Here is a 16,006-nt window from a genome sequence, read left to right as displayed (position 1 = left end):
TATACGCTGATTGCGGCGCGGAACAGACGCTTTCATGGCAAAACGGCACGGTCACGATCAACTTCCGATGCCGTCGGTGCGTGTCGGGTCCGAGCGTAGAGTATCGATTTCGTAGATCGTCCGCATGACGGTGAGCCGGGCGGTGAAGGTGGTGAGCAGCGCGATGACGATCATCGTTGCGAAGATGCCGGCATAACCGAGCACGCCGACGGAGAAGGTGCCAAAGAGCGCGGTCGCCTGGTCCGTTTCGGGGGTGGCGAGGGTGCGGCTTTGCCAGAAACCGGCGGTGGCGAAGAAGAGGGCGGCAAGCGCGCTGCCGATCGCCGAGCCCTTGAGGCTGATCTTCAGGAAATGCTTCTGGAATTCGGTGGCGACGAAGGAGCTTTCGGCGCCGACGAAATGCAGCACTTCGACAACGTGACGGTTACCCGACAACGCGCCGCGCGTGGCGAAGACGACGGTGAGCACCATCGCTGTGAAAACCAAAAGCAGGATGCCGGTGCCGATCATCACAGTCGTGTGCGCCATGGACACCAACCGGTCGACCCAGGTGCGGTGATCGTCGAGGGTGGCCTGCGGGATACTGTCCTTCAGCAGCGCCCGCATCGAACCGAAATCCGGTGGATTGCTCTCGTCGATGGTGATGATGACGAGACGGGGAACGGGCAGATCCTTGAGATCGAGACCCGGGCCGAGCCACGGTTCGAGCAGGCGAGCGGTTGCCGCCTCGTCGACGATCTGGCCGCTCTTGGTGCCGACGAAAGTCAGCGCCAAGTCGCGCGCCTGGGCCAGCGCCTTTTCCATGTCGAGATTGTCGTCCGGCTTGATCTGAATGGTGATCTCGCGCGAGATCTGGCTCTCCCAGCTGGCCGCCGTCGAGCGCACCATGCTGACGCCGCCGAGCGTCAGGCAGGCGAGAAAGGCCATGATCGATATCACCACCATCAAGGCGCTGCCCTGGATGTTGGAAGGCGGCAGGATCGGCGCGGTCGGACGCACGCGCAATTCCGGCCGCTTCTGCTGGGTCTTGGCAGACGCCTTCTCGGGGTTTCTGGACGGGGGCTCAGTCATAAATATCGAGATGCCCCTCTGAGAGGATCATGCGGCGGGCTTCCACCTGCTCCATCAGCGCCAGGTCATGCGTGGCGATCACGACTGCCGTGCCGAGGCGGTTCAGCTCGAGGAAAAGGTTGAGCAGGCGCTTGGCCATCGGCGGGTCGACATTGCCTGTGGGTTCGTCGGCCAGCAGCACTTCCGGCCGATCCATCAACGCCCGGGCGATTGCGGCGCGCTGCTTCTCGCCGCCGGAGAGTACCGGCGGCAGCACGTTGATGCGTTCGCCGAGACCGACCCATTTCAAAAGTTCCAGGACGTCGGTCTTGTAGGAGCTCTCATCCTTGCCACGCACCCGTAAGGGCAAAGCGACATTCTCATAGGTCGTGAGATGGTCGAGGAGGCGGAAATCCTGGAAGACGATGCCGACGCGGCGGCGCAGCAGCGGCAGTTCGGGGCGGGGGATTTCGGAAATGTCGCGCCCGAACATGCGGATCAGGCCGCGCGTCGGCTGCAACGACATGAAAAGCATCCGCAGCAGCGACGTCTTGCCGGCGCCGGATGGACCCGTCAGGAACTGAAAGGATTTCTTCGGAATGTCGAAGGTCAGGTCCCGGAGGATTTCCGGGCCCATGCCATAGCGCAAACCGACATTCTCGAAGTGGATCAACGGGCAGCTCAGTCTGTTGTGGGTTTCACCGCACGACTTGTTAACCAACACCGTTAACAGCCGGTAAATTTTGCTGGAAAGACGCCCGTTTGATGGCGATCTTTGCGAAGCATTAACCAATAAAATTTACGACTGAGCAGGATTCGTTTCAATGCCAAGATTTCCTCTGGCAGCGAAACCATGTGGACATCTGCGAGGCAGCCACCATGGAAGCATCCTCCTTCAGCCGGACACCGGGCCAGGCCTATGATTTCCTGCCGCCGGAACCCGCCAACCGTCGGTACCGCTCGGCGCGTCCTGCCGATATCTCCGACGCCGAATTCGTCACCCTCGGCAAAGTTCGGCCCAGGGAATTCAATGCAAGGACCTATAACGACAACCGCAAGCGCATGGCCGCTACGCAGCCGCCGCTCATGCCTGCGATGGCTGCTTCCGTTCTGCGGAGGGTGGAATCCTGGCTGCAGCGTGCGTCGATGCGGAGCTTCGCAGCGCTGGTGCTGGCGCTGGTCGTGCTCGTCTTCGGACTTGCGGGTGGTTTCTCCGGCCTTTCCGGCGAGCGAGCCAGTTCCGGAGCGTCGCTGCATTTCACCCATGTAATGGTGACGCCGCGTGATGCGAACGGCATGCGCGTGCTCGTCATCAACGGCATCATCGAAAACGAGAGCGGCACGACGCAGACGGTGCATCCGATCCGTGCCGATCTCGTGACCGACGAGCGGCTGACCGCAAGCATCGTCATCAACCCGCCCGCCGATGTGATCTATGGCGGCCAGAGCCGTGGCTTCTCGGCTCGCGTCCAGCATGCCGGCGGAAAAATGCCGGAAGTTCGGCTTTCCTTCCTGCCACAGACGTAACAGGACATGGATTGCCGATTTTCGCGTCGCAGGTTGCGCCAATCGCGTTAATTTCATAGCCGGCGAGGCTGTTTCAGGCTCGCATATGTGCTAACGGCTTACCCTTCTTTTCATGGAGCAAGCCCTTATGCCTGTCGTGCGCGGAAAAAACATCGAGCCGCTCTTCACTGCCGAGCAGATCGCCGAGCGCAATCATTCGATGGCGCGGGAGATCGCCAATGGTCCGACCAAGGACCTGCTCGTCATCGCCGTGCTGAAGGGTTCCTTCATCTTCGCCGCCGACCTGATTCGCGCCCTGCATGATAGCGGGCTTGCCCCGGAGGTCGAGTTCATCACGCTGTCGAGTTACGGCATCGGCACGGTTTCGCAGGGCGTACGCATCGTCAAGGATATCGACAGCGACGTGCATGGCCGCGACGTCCTGCTGATCGATGATATCCTCGAATCCGGCCGGACGCTGCTCTTTGCCAAGGAATTGCTCTTCGAACGTGGCGCGCGCAACGTCACGATCGCTGTGCTGCTCGACAAGCGCGTCAAGCGCAAGGAAAAGCTGGAGGCTGATTATGTCGGCTTCGAATGCCCCGACTATTTTGTCGTCGGCTACGGCATGGATGTCGCCTATGCCTTTCGCGAACTGCCCTTCGTCGGCGTGGTGACCGGGGACGCCTGAGCTACTGCATAATTCCTTAAATCGGAATCGATTTAAGGATAAAATTATGCAGCAATTAAAAGTGTTACAGCGTCCTTTGCGCGTCTTAAAGACGCGCGGCGCTGTAATGCCTTCGAGACGGGTTGTTAACCATCTCGTCCATCGCTTCCTCATCTTTACCGATCGAAAAGGAAAGTCTGGTGATTTCCGTCGCGGGGCTGATACGGAGCGATGCACATATGGCAAGAATTCTGATTACGGAAGACGAGGACTCCCTGCGGTCCTTCGTAGCCCGGGCCCTGCGGCTTGATGGCCACGAGACCGACGAGGCGGCCGATGGGGCCGAGGGGCTGGAGAAGCTCAAGGACGGGGTCTACGATCTGCTGCTTTCAGATATCCGCATGCCCGTGATGGACGGCATTGAGCTCGCCCATCAGGCAAAGGACGCTTTTCCGGGTCTGAAGATCCTGCTGATGACCGGCTATGCCGAACAGCGCGAACGGGCCGACGATCTTGCCGAAAAGATCATAGATGTCGTTGCCAAACCCTTCGCGCTTCCCGATATCCGCAAGGCGGTCGCCCGGGCGCTCGTCGCCTAAAGCATGATGCCGAAAGGTGTGAGTGGTCGTCGGACGAGATGGTGCCCACCTTCCTCGATTGAGATCCGGATTTAGATTTTAGGCCGCTCCGGCCTAAAATCATTCTGTTAGAGTGACTGCGATCCATTGTGCGGTGGCGTAGGACCTACTGGATGTCCAGCAGCCGCTCGAGATAGCGCCGTTCCATTTCCTGCGGTGGATTGTTGCCGAGTTTTTCGCGGATCGCGTCAAGGATTTCTCGCGCCCGCTGAACGTCGATTTCGTCAGGCACCTTCACGTTATCGCCGAACTCAGGTCCTTGGGTCCGGCGCGGCCGACCGAGCGGGTCGCGGCCGTTCTGGTCGCCCTGGCCAACCTGGCCGTTCGGACCTTGACCTTGCTGGCCCTGCTGCGCCTGCATCATCTGGTTCATCATGTCGCGGGCGCCTTGGCGAAGCGCTTCGAGCGCGCGGCCCTGGCCCTCGACAGCCGGTTGGCCACGTCCTTGGCCGAGTTCACGGCCGGCACCTTCCATTTCGCGTTGCGCCTGGCCGAAGCCCGGGCCGGGCTTCATGCCCATCTCGCCGAGGCTCTTCTGCAATTCGCCGAGCTGCTTGCCGAGCGCATCCTGCTGGGCGCGCAGCTGTTTCAGCGCCTCGCGCAGCTGCTCGGCCGTCATCTGGTCGGAGGGCTGCTGGCCTTCCTTGCCTTGCTGGCCCTGCTGCTGGTCCTGTGGCTCGCCGTTCTCTCCGGGATTCATATCGTCGAGCAGCGGATCGTTTTCGCCCATGTCATTCTCGCCGCGCTGCATGCGGTCCCTGAGCTGCTGGTCTAACCGGAAGGTCTGTTCCATCAGCTTCTGCTGGTCGCGCAGGATCTCGCCGAGCTTGTCGATCTGTTTACGGGCTTCGCTGTTTTCCTGGCCCTGCTGACCGCGCTGCGGCCGGCCCGCCTGCAGGTTGTTCATCATCCGCTGCAATTCCGACAGCATCTGCTGGGCCGCGTCACGATTGCCAGAGCGGGCGAGATTCTCGATCTGATCCATCATCCGTTCCAGATCCTGCTGGCGCAGGACATTCTGCGCGTTCTGGTTCGGCTGCATCGGCGCGTTCTGCATGCGCTCTGCAAGCTCGGTCATATAGTCCTGCATCGCCTTGCGCAGCTCGTCCATCAGCTTCTTGATCTCCGCGTCGGGAGCGTTGCGGTCCAGCGCGTCGGCAAGCTTCTGCTGGGCTTCGCGCAGCTTCCGCTCGGCGAGCGATAGATCGCCGTCCTCCATGCCGAGTGCAATCTCCCAGAGATATTGGGCCGTATCCTTCAGCGCATCCTCGCCCTTTGCGAGCTTCATGCGCGTCAAGGCGGATTCGAGCAGCAGATAGTTGGTGAGCTTGGGGATCGTCTCTTCGGGTCGGATGGTCAGTGCCTCGTTCAGGGCGATCGCCTGCGGCATCTTGCGGGTATCGAGCGCAAAAACCTGCCGCTCCTCGGCGACGGCCGCGGCAAGCGGCTCGTTGAAGGGCCGCGACGGCAACACCATTTCATGCGGCGGGCTGCGGCCGGTCTGGCCGGCGGCATCCTTGGCGACGAGGGTGATGCGCACGCGCTTGCCGGCAAGCGGATGTTCGGTCAGGTTCCGGCTGGTCACGCCCTTGGCGTCGCGGGCGTTGCGGCGGGGGACATCCAGCCGGTACTCCGGCAGCGGATAGAGCGGCGTTGCCGTCGGGTCTGTTTCGACGGGAACGATCTCCGCATGCGCCTCCTGGACGCCGTAATCGTCCTTGACGGTGAAACCGATTTCAAGCGCCCCGTTGACGCTGGGTTTCGGCAGGCCGTTAAAGGCAATCTCCGGCGCCTTGTCGGGCAGCACGTCGAAGCTCCAGCGGCGGCCATTGACCTCGAGTGCACCGTTCTCCTGGAGCTTCATCATATGCGTCTGCGCGACGAGAGTCTGGCTGGCGGGTGCCGCCGTCGGCTGCCCGCTGCCTGATGCCGTCGCCTGCTGCGGCTTGGTATCCGCCTGCACGGCGATATCCTGCGCCTCGCCGTTCGCCTTGCGGAACACGACTTTTTCCGCCGTCTTTCCGCCGCTGACGCGCACAGTGAGGCCTGAAAACTGTGGAATGCCGATCGGCGCCTGCTCGCTGCCGTCAGCCGTCAGGTAAATCGGGGCGCGGCCGGTATAGGAAGGCGGCGTCACCCAGGCGTCGATGCGTACCGCCGGATCGCTGACCACCTGCTCGGGTGCTGCCTGCAACGCGTCGCGGATCGAGCCGCCGTTGATCGACAGCGAATAACCGAAGGCAGTGACAAGCAGCAGCGCCGGGACGGCGCGCAGCGCGAAACGGTCATGCGCGGCGATATCAGGCCGCGGCAGTCCGGCATCGAGCGCTGCGATCTTTTCGGCCATGCGCGTCTGGTGCTCGCGCCAGAGCGCCCGGCCGAAGGGGGTATCGAAGGCCGGCTCGTCTTCCTGGACGGTGACCGGCTGGTGCGGCAGGCCGTTGCGCTCTTCCAGCATGCGGTCGGCTTCTGCGACCCTCGGCCAGCGCAGGGTGCGGAAGGGGAGGAGCGAAACCAGAAAAGCGGCGGCAAAGGCAATCAGCAGCAGGATGCGCAGCCAGTCCGGCACGCTGCGGAAGAGGCCGAACCAGGAAGCGCAGAGATAAAAGGCGATGACGGACAGTACCGGCATCAAAGGCGGCAGCAGCTGCTCGAAAAAGAGCACGATGCGCGCCAGCAGGCGTTTCGTCGTCACCAGCCGGGCAAGCGAGGGACGGAACGCAAATGCACCTTTCTTCTGCCGAGAGGGGCTTGTCATCGGTCCGGTCTCCGCGATCTGGCGTTCTGGAACAGAGGGCGCTTCCGGCGATTGCAGGGCAATACGCTCATGAACGAAAGGATAACACTCTTTGTGGCGAAGGCGAGGGCGAGCGACCGGTATTACCGGCTTTTCACGTTAATTCGCCAAAAAGTGATGGCTTGTTCAGTCGAGCCAGGCCGGAACGGAGTCAAGGCTGATCAGTTCGGCATAGGTTCTGCGTGGGCGAATCGTATGAAAATCGCTGCCTCTGACCATAACTTCGGGCACCAGCAGGCGGCTGTTATAAGTGCCGGCCTGGACCGCGCCGTAGGCGCCTGCAGTGCTGACTGCCATGAGGTCGCCGGGCTTCGGCATCGCCATCTCGCGGTCAAGTGCCAGATAATCGCCTGTCTCGCAGACGGGGCCGACGACATCGGCGCGGATGCGCGGCGCGTTGGCCGCCGAAATCGTTACCGGACGGATCTCGTGATAGGCCTCGTAAAGCGTCGGGCGGATGAGATCGTTCATCGCGCCGTCGACGATGACGAAGGTCTTTTCGCCGCCATCCTTCACATAAAGGACCTCGGTCACGAGGATGCCGGCATTGCCGACGATCAGGCGGCCGGGCTCGGTGATGATCTTGCAGTCCAGGCCGCGCAGCTGGTTCTTGACGATTGCCGCATAGGCATCCGGCAACGGCGGCGGATTGTTGTCGTCCTTATAGGGGATGCCGAGGCCGCCGCCGATATCGACGTGATGGATGGTGTGGCCATCGGCGCGCAGCGTCGCGACAAGGTCGTGCAGCAGTTTGAAGGCGTCGTCGAAGGGCTGCAGCTCGGTGATCTGGCTGCCGATATGCATGTCGATGCCGGTGACCTCGATGCCGGGCAGCTTGGCGGCATGGGTGTAGATGGCGCGGGCGCGCTCCCAGGAGATGCCGAACTTGTTTTCCTTCTTGCCGGTCGAGATCTTGGAATGCGTCTTCGCATCGACATCAGGGTTGATGCGGAAGGAAACCGGCGCTTTCTTGCCCGCGCTGACGGCGCGCTGGTTGAGGATCTCGAGTTCAGGCTCGGATTCGACGTTGAAGCAGTAAATGCCGGCGTCAAGGGCGAAATCCATCTCGGACGGCGTCTTGCCGACACCTGAGAACATGATGCGGTCTGGCGGAATGCCGGCGGCAAGCGCGCGGCGCAGCTCGCCTTCCGAAACGACGTCAATACCGGCGCCGAGGCGGCCCAGCGTCTTCAGCACCGCCTGGTTCGAATTCGCCTTCATCGCATAGCAGACCATGGAGTCCATGTCGGCGAAGGCTTCCGAAAAGACGCGGTAATGGCGCTCCAGCGTCGCGGTGGAATAGACGTAAAAAGGGGTGCCGACCGCCTTGGCGATCTCGGGAACGGGGACGTTCTCCGCATGAAGGACGCCGTCGCGGTACTCGAAATGGTTCACGGGTTTATGCCTTAAAGAAGGGGATCGAGAAGGAAGGGCTTGTCGACGGTTCCCGGCTGTTTCGTCGGCTTGGACACGTCGCCTTCCTTGGTTGCCGCAGCGCTCGGCGGATCGAGGTCGCCCTTGCGCCCGCATCCGGCAACTGCAAGGCCGATGACTGCGAGAACCGCCGTCAGGCGGACGAGGTGCGGCAAGCTCTTCTGCATGGAAATCCTCTTCTGCGGCATGTAATGGCATCATTCATATCGAATGATGGATATCCTCATAGCGAAGTTTATCCGCCTTGTGCACCCTGATTGTTGGCGGTCTTGCGTGCCGCGGGAAGGGCGCGGCGGCCTTTCGCCACGCCTTGTATCTCTTAGTTGCGGGCGCGCCAGAAGGCGATTTGCCTCCGCACTTCGGACGGCGCGGTGCCGCCGAAGCTCTTGCGGCTGGCGACCGAGGCCTCGACGGTCAGCACGTCGTAGACCTTGTCGGTGATGTCGGCATGGATCGCCTGCAGATCGGAGAGCGGCAGTTCGGCAAGGTCGCAGCCCTTGCTTTCGGCGAGTGCTACGGCGCGGCCGGTGACGTGATGGGCGTCGCGGAAGGGGAGGCCCGCTTCGCGCACCAGCCAGTCGGCAAGATCGGTCGCCGTCGAATAGCCGGAGCCGGCCGCCGCCTTCATGCGCGCCGTGTTGACGGTCATGTCGCGCACCATACCGGTCATGGCGGCAATTGCCAGTTCCAGGCTCTCGGCGGCGTCGAAGACCTGTTCCTTGTCTTCCTGCATGTCCTTGGAATAGGCGAGCGGCAAGCCCTTCATGATCGTCAGCAGCGCCACCAGCGAACCATTGATGCGGCCGGTCTTGGCGCGCACCAGTTCGGCGGCATCCGGGTTCTTCTTCTGCGGCATGATCGACGAGCCGGTCGAGAAGGCGTCGGAGAGGCGCACGAAACCGAATTGCGGGGTCGACCAGATGACGATCTCTTCTGCCAGACGCGACAGGTGCATGCCCGCAATCGCTGCGATCGACAGGAATTCGATGGCGAAATCGCGGTCGGAGACCGTATCGATGGAGTTGCGGGTCGGCTCGCGGAAACCGAGCGCCTTGGCCGTCATGTGGCGGTCGATCGGATAGCCGGTGCCGGCAAGTGCGGCGGCACCGATCGGGCTTTCATCCAGATGCTCGATGGCGTGGCGCACCCGCGCGCGATCGCGGCCGAACATTTCGACATAGGCCATGCAGTGATGGCCGAAGGTAACGGGCTGGGCGGTCTGCAGATGGGTGAAGCCCGGCATGACGCTTTCGGCATGTTCTTCGGCGCGGTCGAGGAAAGCCGCGATCAGGCCGGTCAGCATCTGCTCGGTTTTCTGCAGCTCTTCCTTCACCCAGAGACGGAAGTCGAGCGCCACCTGATCATTGCGCGAGCGGGCGGTGTGCAGGCGGCCGGCCGCCGGTCCGATCAGCGTCGCCAGGCGTGCTTCGACATTCATATGGATGTCTTCGAGCTGACGCGAGAATTCGAAATTGCCACTTTCGATTTCTGACAGGATCGTGTTTAGCCCGTGAACGATCTTGTCCTTATCTTCGGCGGAAATAATCCCCTGGTGGGCAAGCATTGTCGCATGGGCGATGGAACCGCGAATATCCTGCGCGAATAGCTTCTTGTCGAAACCGATTGAGGCATTTATCTCCTCCATGATCGCGTCCGGGCCGGAGGCGAAGCGGCCGCCCCACATCTGGTTGGAGGATTTGGTGTCCGTGGTGTCGTCGGCCATGAAGGTGCCCGCCTTAAAATGCATGTCCTGGAGAATGAAATGACGACAAGAAAACCCCTCGGGCTGCCATCCCTGAAATGGATCGCGATGGCCGCCGTTGCGGGTGTCGTTGCCGGTGCGGCAGCGGTATACGTGAAGGAGACGGGGATTGGCAATGGCGGCGATGAAACGGCGTCGGCCGAATGCAAGCTCGCCAAAGACCGCATCGCCGGCATTACGCCGCTGATGAGGGGACAGGTGGCCGCCATGGTCGCCGCCAATGAGCCGCGCAAGCTGACCGCCATTTCTTTCAACGGACCCGACGGCAAGCCGCTGACGCTCGATCATTTCGCCGGCAAGACCGTGCTTCTCAATCTCTGGGCGACATGGTGCGTCCCCTGCCGCGAGGAGATGCCGGCGCTGAACGCGCTAGAGAAGGAGATGGGCAGCGACCGGTTCCAGGTCGTGCCGGTCAATATTGATACCGGCGACGATGAGAAGCCGAAGACCTTCCTCGCGGACACCGGTGTCGATGCGCTGCAGCTCTATCGCGACAATACGATTTCGGTGTTCAACAGCCTGAAGAAGGAAGGACTCGCTTTCGGGCTGCCGGTGACGCTGCTGATCGATGAAAAGGGATGCCTGATTTCAGCGATGAACGGGCCGGCTGCCTGGGATAGCGAGGATGCCAAGGCGCTGATCAAGGGTGCGATCGGGTCGTAGTGCCGCGAGCGTGTTGAAGACGGGGCTCGAGCAGCAAACGTTTACCGCGTCGGCACCGGCACTTCCCCGCGATAGTCATAGAAGCCGCGGCCGGACTTGCGTCCGAGCCAGCCGGCCTCAACATATTTTACCAGCAGCGGGCAGGGGCGGTATTTCGAGTCCGCCAGGCCGTCATGCAGCACTTGCATGATCGAGAGGCAGGTGTCGAGGCCGATGAAATCGGCAAGCTGCAGCGGTCCCATCGGATGATTGGCGCCGAGCTTCATCGCCGTATCGATGGCGTCGACCGTGCCGACGCCTTCATAGAGCGTGTAGATCGCTTCGTTGATCATCGGCAGCAGGATGCGGTTGACGATGAAGGCCGGGAAATCCTCGGCGACGGTGATGGTCTTTTCCAGCGTGCCGACGAATTCCTTGGCGGCCGAAAAGGTCTTCTCGTCGGTCGCGATGCCGCGCACCAGTTCGACCAGCTTCATCACCGGCACCGGGTTCATGAAATGTATGCCCATGAAGCGTTCGGGGCGGTCGGTGGCGGCAGCAAGCCGGGTGATGGAAAGGGAAGACGTGTTGGTGGCAAGCAGCGCTTCCGGCTTCAGGACCGGACAGACCTGGGTATAGATCTTGCGCTTGACCGTTTCATCCTCGGTCGCGGCCTCGATCACGAGATCGGAAGGGGCGAGGTCATTGACATCGGACGAGCCTGATATGAGCGACAAGGTCGACTTGCGTTCCTCTTCGGTCATCTTGCCGTTCGTCACCAGTCGGGCCAGGTTGCCGTTGATGGTGGCAAGGCCGGATTCGATGCGGTCCTGCGAGAGATCGTAGATGTGAACCCTGTAACCTGCGGCGGCCGAAACATGCGCGATGCCGCAGCCCATCTGGCCGGCACCGATAATACCAATATTCTTCAACACCGCATTCATCTCCAAACCCCGCACGGCATTCGCCCCCGCGCCGCCGCATTTTTCTAGCAATGCTGCCGGACGAAGGATCGCCCGGCAGCAGTAGTAGCCCGATAAAAGATAATTTTCCAGTCATTCGCACGTGCGAAAGAAAAGCATTTGACGCTGTCAGAGCGCCTTTTCCAATTCCGGCAAGACATCGAAGAGATCGGCGACCAATCCGTAGTCGGCGACCTGGAAGATCGGCGCCTCCTCGTCCTTGTTGATGGCGACGATCACCTTCGAATCCTTCATGCCGGCCAGATGCTGGATGGCGCCTGAAATGCCGCAGGCAATGTAGAGCTGCGGCGCCACCACCTTGCCGGTCTGGCCGACCTGCCAGTCGTTCGGCGCATAACCGGCATCGACGGCAGCACGGGATGCACCGACGGCGGCCCCCAGCTTGTCGGCAAGAGGCAGGATGACCTCCCTGAACTTTTCCGCCGAGCCGAGCGCCCGGCCGCCGGAGATGATGATCTTCGCCGAGGTCAGTTCCGGACGGTCTGAGGCCGACAGCGCATCGCCGACAAAGGTCGAAAGCCCCGGATCGGAAACCGCCGGGATCGCCTCGATCGTTGCCGAGCCACCGTCCGGTGCAGAGGCGAAGGATGCGGTGCGCACGGTGATGACTTTCTTGGCATCGGTCGCCTGCACCGTCTGAATGGCGTTGCCGGCATAGATCGGCCGCTTGAAGGTGTCGGACGAGATCACCTCGATGATCTCGGAGACCTGGGCGACATCGAGAAGGGCAGCGACCCGCGGCACCACATTCTTGCCGACCGAGGTGGCGGCAGAGATGATCGTGTCGTAGCTGGCGGAGAGCGACACGATCAGGTCGGCCAGCGGCTCTGCCAGATTGTTGGCAAGCTCGTCGCTTTCGGCCAGTAGTACCTTGGAGACGCCGGCAAGTTTTGCCGCTTGTTCGGCAGCGGGCTTGGCAGCCTTGCCGGCGACGAGGATATGAATATCACTTGCTTGGTCCTTGGCGATCTTTGCGGCTGCCGTCAGCGCCTTGGCGGTCTGATCGGACAGGCTTGAATTGTCGTGGTCAGCCAGAAGAAGAATGGTCATGATGATGGCTCCTGTTCCAACTGATTACAGCACGCCGGCTTCGTTTTTGAGCTTGTCGATCAGTTCGGCGACCGACTTGACCTTGACGCCGGCCTTGCGGCCCGACGGCTCCTCGGTCTTCAACACCTTGAGGCGCGGCGCGGTCGAGACGCCGAAATCATCAGGGCTCTTCTTGTCGAGCAGCTTCTTCTTCGCCTTCATGATATTCGGCAGCGAGGCATAACGCGGTTCGTTCAAGCGCAGATCGGTGGTCACGACCGCCGGCAGCTTGATCTCGATCGTCTGCAGGCCGCCATCGACTTCGCGGGTGACGGTTGCTTTGCCATCGCCGATCTCGATCTTCGAGGCGAAGGTCGCCTGGGCAACTCCCATCAACGCCGCCAGCATCTGGCCGGTCTGGTTGCTGTCGTCATCAATCGCCTGCTTGCCAACGATGATCAGCCCCGGCTGTTCGGCGTCGGCCACAGCCTTCAAGATCTTGGCGACGGTCAGCGGTTCTACAGCATCGTCAGTCTCGACCAGGATCGCCCGGTCGGCACCCATGGCAAGGGCGGTCCTCAGCGTCTCCTCGGCTTTGGCCGGACCGATCGAGACGACCACCACTTCTTCGCACTTGCCGGCTTCCTTCAGCCGCAGCGCCTCTTCCACCGAGATCTCGTCGAACGGGTTCATCGACATCTTCACATTGGCAAGCTCGACACCCGTGCCATCCGGCTTCACCCGGATCTTCACGTTGTAATCGACAACCCGTTTGACTGGCACGAGAATTTTCATGGGGTCCTTCCTTCAGGAGAAACTGGCTTCAGAGACTTTTTTAGAAAATGCGCGCTCAAGCGCCGCTCCGATTGTCGAATGGCGACATGGATACGCGCTTTTCCTCCAAATTCAACGCTTCCATGACGCCGGCCGGCGATTTGCCTCGGCAATATATGGACGTTTACGTTCACGTCAATATCGTTGCTTAGCGTCGGCCCCAGGGAAAGCGCTGTGCGGTTCGCCCGTCCGTGCCGGCCGCGATGGCCTGGCCAGCGCCCGGGTCGTTTCTGACGGCGCGGGGCGTGACGATCTGCCGGTCGAAGAGCGGCACACCAGGCCGGCGCAACGCCAGGATCAGCAAAGCCCCAGCAAGGATGCCGCCGACATGCGCACCCCAGGAAACGTCGCCGTCAGGTGCGATCGCCAGCATGAAGAACTGCTGTCCGATCCATAAAAGCAGCGGCACGAAGGCCGGCAGGGGCAACGGCACACGGAAAAAAACCAGCACCCAGACCCGGACGCGCGGATGCAGCATGACATAGGCGGCAACGACGCCGGAGACCGCCCCCGATGCGCCGACCAGCGGTGCTTCCGAGGTCATGGTCAGCAGGCCGTGGCAGAGCGCGCCGGCGGCGGCGCAAACGAGATAGAAAATCAGGAAGCGCAGATGTCCCATCGCATCCTCGACATTATCGCCGAAGACCCAGAGGAAGATCATGTTGCCGGCCAGATGCCAGAAGCCGGTATGGACGAAGGCATAGGTGAGGTAGGTCAGCGGTTCCGGCACGATTTCGAGCCCCTGCGCCAGCACCGCGTGGCCGAAGGCGATTGCCGGGATGTAGCCGAGCCCGACGGTCGTCGCCTGGGCGGCCTGCTCGCTCTCCAGGCTGGTCAAAAGCCAGACCGCGAAGTTCAGCGCGATCAGTGCGAGCGTTACCCACTGAACCTTGATATGTTTCAGCGTATTGGCATCGTGAAGTGGTATGAACATAAAGGCCCCTCGGCGATCGTGATCGCGACAAGCCTATCTGTTTTTTCCCGGAACCCAAAGCACATCCGCATGGCCCCGGTCATTTGCATGACGTGCCGCGACGAAGAGGAAATCGGAGAGCCGGTTGACATATTTCATCGCCGGCTCGCCGACAATTTCACCGTCGGTGCGGGCAAGCGCCACCATCAAACGCTCGGCGCGCCGCGCAATCGTGCGGGCAAGATGCAGATGTGCGGCAGCCGGGCTGCCGCCTGGCAGGATGAAGGATTTCAGCGGCTCCAGGCCGGCGTTCAACTGGTCGATATCACGCTCGACGCGGTCGACCTGCGTCTCGACGATCCGCAGCGGCTCATAGGCCGGCGGCTCACCAGTGTCAGGGGTGGCGAGATCGGCGCCGAGATCGAAGAGGTCGTTCTGAATCGACATCAACATGGCGTTGAGTTCAGGCAAGCCGGCCGTGTGCAGCCGCGCCAGGCCGATTGCGGAATTGGCCTCGTCGATCGTACCATAGGCCTCGACGCGCAGATCGTCTTTTAGCCGGCGCGGGCCGGACACCAGCCCGGTCGTGCCGTCATCGCCTGTTTTCGTGTAGATCTTGTTGAGCTTGACCACTGTTCCCCCCTTGAATCCCCGTCAGGTCGGGCGGCCCCCGCCGGTGATCCAGAGCGTCACCATGATCAGGATGACGGCGATCGCCTGCAACAGCACACGAAGCTGCATCAGCTTGTTGGAACGGTTGGGATCGCCGCCCTTCATCATGTTGAAGAGGCCGCGGATCAGGACGAGGGCGACGACGCCCATGACAATAATCGCGAGGATATAGGTGACCGTGGACATGGCGTTCAGCTTTCTCAGTCAGTCCGTCCAGCGCATCAGGCGGTAGAAGAGGTCTGCCGGAAGCAGCCGCTTCAGGAACATGCCCTGCTTAGCCGGAGTCGTTACGGGATAATGTGGCCTCGGATTTGTCGAGTTCAATGCGTGTTTCAATACGGAATAGACCGCTTCCGGGCCGAGTTTATGGCGGTTGACCGGCCCCGATCCGTCGAGTCTCGCCAATTGCCTGATGTAATCGACCGCGTGGGGCGAATTCTCGAGGTCGATATGTTCCTTGATCTTTGCCAGCGCATTGGCGGTAAAACGTGTGGCGATCGGACCCGGCTCGATCAGGCTCACATGGATGCCGCTGCCCTGCAGCTCCATTCGCAGGGTGATGCTAAGGCCTTCGAGCGCGAATTTGGACGCGGTGTAGGCGCCGCGATAGCGATAGGGAACGACGCCAAGGATTGAGGAGCATTGCACGATCCGCCCTTGGCCACGTTGGCGCATCGGCGGAATGACCTGCCGCGTCAGCTCATGCCAGCCGAAGAAATTCGCCTCGAACTGCGCGCGCAGCGTTGCTGTCGACAGATCCTCGACGGCGCCCGGCTGGCCATAGGCGCCGTTATTGAAGAGTGCGTCGATGCGACCGCCGCTGCGTTCCAGAACCGCGCCGACCATGTCGGAAATCGTCTCGGTCCTGGCATAGTCCATCAGGAAGGCCTCGATGCCCTCGGTTTCCAGCCCCGGCAAATCTTCCGGCTTGCGCACCGTCGCGAAGACACGCCAGCCATCGGCTTTCAGCGACCGCGCGCAATGAGCGCCGATACCGGACGAACATCCGGTCACGACGATGGTGCGCTCTCCCGCCATGGAATGATTCCTGTACAAAATGGGACTCGTTTCCCATA

Annotated in this window: 17 protein-coding genes; 4 read left to right on the top strand and 13 right to left on the bottom strand. The window is 61.6% G+C overall.

Features of this window, described 5'->3' with window-relative positions; translation table 11 throughout:
* Positions 1 to 57: 57 nt before the first annotated feature.
* Both RlegSU303_RS20745 and ftsE read right to left on the bottom strand, forming a co-directional pair.
* The gene (locus RlegSU303_RS20745) at positions 58 to 1,071 is read right to left on the bottom strand and encodes a cell division protein FtsX (RefSeq protein WP_017962297.1); all 1,014 of its coding nucleotides are present in this window, start codon (positions 1,069 to 1,071) and stop codon (positions 58 to 60) included.
* Positions 1,064 to 1,723 (bottom strand): cell division ATP-binding protein FtsE, encoded by a 660-nt coding sequence (gene ftsE / locus RlegSU303_RS20740; protein WP_003543317.1) that lies wholly within the window; start codon positions 1,721 to 1,723, stop codon positions 1,064 to 1,066. Before ftsE ends, RlegSU303_RS20745 begins: the two co-directional genes overlap by 8 nt.
* 206 nt (positions 1,724 to 1,929) lie before the next feature.
* Here ftsE and RlegSU303_RS20735 point away from each other — a divergent pair, with 206 nt between their 5' ends.
* From RlegSU303_RS20735 to RlegSU303_RS20725, 3 genes are all read left to right on the top strand, one after another.
* Positions 1,930 to 2,577 (top strand): hypothetical protein, encoded by a 648-nt coding sequence (locus RlegSU303_RS20735; protein WP_168279173.1) that lies wholly within the window; start codon positions 1,930 to 1,932, stop codon positions 2,575 to 2,577.
* A 127-nt stretch (positions 2,578 to 2,704) separates the two neighbouring features.
* Positions 2,705 to 3,247, top strand: coding sequence for a hypoxanthine phosphoribosyltransferase (gene hpt, locus RlegSU303_RS20730; RefSeq protein ID WP_003567049.1), 543 nt, complete (start codon positions 2,705 to 2,707; stop codon positions 3,245 to 3,247).
* 218 nt (positions 3,248 to 3,465) lie between these two features.
* Positions 3,466 to 3,825 (top strand): response regulator, encoded by a 360-nt coding sequence (locus tag RlegSU303_RS20725; protein ID WP_003543311.1) that lies wholly within the window; start codon positions 3,466 to 3,468, stop codon positions 3,823 to 3,825.
* Positions 3,826 to 3,970: 145 nt separating this feature from the next.
* Here the strand turns inward: RlegSU303_RS20725 and RlegSU303_RS20720 are convergent, their stop codons facing one another.
* The 4 genes from RlegSU303_RS20720 to argH all read right to left on the bottom strand — a co-directional run bounded on the left by RlegSU303_RS20720 (position 3,971) and on the right by argH (position 9,818).
* A complete protein-coding gene (locus RlegSU303_RS20720) occupies positions 3,971 to 6,622 on the bottom strand; it encodes a TIGR02302 family protein (protein WP_131644456.1) in 2,652 nt (883 codons plus the stop codon).
* 165 nt (positions 6,623 to 6,787) lie between these two features.
* Complete coding sequence (gene lysA / locus RlegSU303_RS20715; RefSeq protein WP_131619912.1) at positions 6,788 to 8,056, bottom strand: diaminopimelate decarboxylase; 1,269 nt, start codon at positions 8,054 to 8,056, stop codon at positions 6,788 to 6,790.
* Positions 8,057 to 8,067: 11 nt separating this feature from the next.
* Positions 8,068 to 8,262, bottom strand: coding sequence for an LPS translocon maturation chaperone LptM (lptM, locus tag RlegSU303_RS20710; protein ID WP_003543301.1), 195 nt, complete (start codon positions 8,260 to 8,262; stop codon positions 8,068 to 8,070).
* Positions 8,263 to 8,414: 152 nt separating this feature from the next.
* Positions 8,415 to 9,818 (bottom strand): argininosuccinate lyase, encoded by a 1,404-nt coding sequence (gene argH / locus RlegSU303_RS20705; protein ID WP_131619911.1) that lies wholly within the window; start codon positions 9,816 to 9,818, stop codon positions 8,415 to 8,417.
* 39 nt (positions 9,819 to 9,857) lie between these two features.
* Between argH and tlpA the strand changes: the two genes are divergently transcribed.
* A complete protein-coding gene (gene tlpA / locus RlegSU303_RS20700; RefSeq protein ID WP_017962289.1) occupies positions 9,858 to 10,520 on the top strand; it encodes a thiol:disulfide interchange protein TlpA in 663 nt (220 codons plus the stop codon).
* A gap of 41 nt (positions 10,521 to 10,561) precedes the next feature.
* On the opposite strand, the gene RlegSU303_RS20695 is transcribed toward tlpA, so the two are convergent.
* From RlegSU303_RS20695 to RlegSU303_RS20665, 7 genes are all read right to left on the bottom strand, one after another.
* Positions 10,562 to 11,443: a 3-hydroxybutyryl-CoA dehydrogenase gene (locus tag RlegSU303_RS20695; protein ID WP_017966357.1), complete on the bottom strand. Its 882-nt coding sequence runs from the start codon at positions 11,441 to 11,443 to the stop codon at positions 10,562 to 10,564.
* A 147-nt stretch (positions 11,444 to 11,590) separates the two neighbouring features.
* Positions 11,591 to 12,532 (bottom strand): electron transfer flavoprotein subunit alpha/FixB family protein, encoded by a 942-nt coding sequence (locus RlegSU303_RS20690; RefSeq protein ID WP_131644453.1) that lies wholly within the window; start codon positions 12,530 to 12,532, stop codon positions 11,591 to 11,593.
* 24 nt (positions 12,533 to 12,556) lie between these two features.
* On the bottom strand, positions 12,557 to 13,306 hold the full coding sequence (locus tag RlegSU303_RS20685) for an electron transfer flavoprotein subunit beta/FixA family protein (protein ID WP_131644452.1): 750 nt from the start codon (positions 13,304 to 13,306) through the stop codon (positions 12,557 to 12,559).
* 187 nt (positions 13,307 to 13,493) lie between these two features.
* Positions 13,494 to 14,279 carry a rhomboid family intramembrane serine protease gene (locus RlegSU303_RS20680; RefSeq protein ID WP_168279169.1) on the bottom strand — a complete coding sequence of 262 codons (786 nt, stop codon included), beginning with the start codon at positions 14,277 to 14,279 and terminating at the stop codon, positions 13,494 to 13,496.
* 33 nt (positions 14,280 to 14,312) lie between these two features.
* Positions 14,313 to 14,891: a cob(I)yrinic acid a,c-diamide adenosyltransferase gene (locus RlegSU303_RS20675; RefSeq protein WP_151519849.1), complete on the bottom strand. Its 579-nt coding sequence runs from the start codon at positions 14,889 to 14,891 to the stop codon at positions 14,313 to 14,315.
* Between the two features lie 21 nt (positions 14,892 to 14,912).
* Positions 14,913 to 15,116, bottom strand: a complete 204-nt coding sequence (locus tag RlegSU303_RS20670) for a twin transmembrane helix small protein (protein WP_020051818.1) — start codon at positions 15,114 to 15,116, stop codon at positions 14,913 to 14,915.
* 18 nt (positions 15,117 to 15,134) lie between these two features.
* Complete coding sequence (locus RlegSU303_RS20665) at positions 15,135 to 15,968, bottom strand: SDR family oxidoreductase (RefSeq protein WP_151519850.1); 834 nt, start codon at positions 15,966 to 15,968, stop codon at positions 15,135 to 15,137.
* Positions 15,969 to 16,006 lie beyond the last annotated feature (38 nt).

The organism is Rhizobium sp. SU303 (genome assembly GCF_021052345.1).
Lineage (GTDB): Bacteria > Pseudomonadota > Alphaproteobacteria > Rhizobiales > Rhizobiaceae > Rhizobium > Rhizobium laguerreae.
The sequence above is the reverse complement of the archived record's forward strand: the minus strand, read 5'-3'. Positions and strand labels throughout refer to the sequence as shown.

Excerpts from the sequence above, each read along its gene's own strand:
- RlegSU303_RS20690 (WP_131644453.1), bottom strand. The coding sequence starts at position 12,532 with ATGACCATTCTTCTTCTGGCTGACCACGACAATTCAAGCCTGTCCGAT.
- lptM (WP_003543301.1), bottom strand. The coding sequence starts at position 8,262 with ATGCAGAAGAGCTTGCCGCACCTCGTCCGCCTGACGGCGGTTCTCGCA.
- RlegSU303_RS20670 (WP_020051818.1), bottom strand. The coding sequence starts at position 15,116 with ATGTCCACGGTCACCTATATCCTCGCGATTATTGTCATGGGCGTCGTC.
- tlpA (WP_017962289.1), top strand. The coding sequence starts at position 9,858 with ATGACGACAAGAAAACCCCTCGGGCTGCCATCCCTGAAATGGATCGCG.
- RlegSU303_RS20720 (WP_131644456.1), bottom strand. The coding sequence starts at position 6,622 with ATGACAAGCCCCTCTCGGCAGAAGAAAGGTGCATTTGCGTTCCGTCCC.
- RlegSU303_RS20680 (WP_168279169.1), bottom strand. The coding sequence starts at position 14,279 with ATGTTCATACCACTTCACGATGCCAATACGCTGAAACATATCAAGGTT.
- RlegSU303_RS20735 (WP_168279173.1), top strand. The coding sequence starts at position 1,930 with ATGGAAGCATCCTCCTTCAGCCGGACACCGGGCCAGGCCTATGATTTC.
- argH (WP_131619911.1), bottom strand. The coding sequence starts at position 9,818 with ATGGCCGACGACACCACGGACACCAAATCCTCCAACCAGATGTGGGGC.
- RlegSU303_RS20665 (WP_151519850.1), bottom strand. The coding sequence starts at position 15,968 with ATGGCGGGAGAGCGCACCATCGTCGTGACCGGATGTTCGTCCGGTATC.
- RlegSU303_RS20725 (WP_003543311.1), top strand. The coding sequence starts at position 3,466 with ATGGCAAGAATTCTGATTACGGAAGACGAGGACTCCCTGCGGTCCTTC.
- hpt (WP_003567049.1), top strand. The coding sequence starts at position 2,705 with ATGCCTGTCGTGCGCGGAAAAAACATCGAGCCGCTCTTCACTGCCGAG.
- RlegSU303_RS20685 (WP_131644452.1), bottom strand. The coding sequence starts at position 13,306 with ATGAAAATTCTCGTGCCAGTCAAACGGGTTGTCGATTACAACGTGAAG.
- RlegSU303_RS20695 (WP_017966357.1), bottom strand. The coding sequence starts at position 11,443 with ATGAATGCGGTGTTGAAGAATATTGGTATTATCGGTGCCGGCCAGATG.
- RlegSU303_RS20745 (WP_017962297.1), bottom strand. The coding sequence starts at position 1,071 with ATGACTGAGCCCCCGTCCAGAAACCCCGAGAAGGCGTCTGCCAAGACC.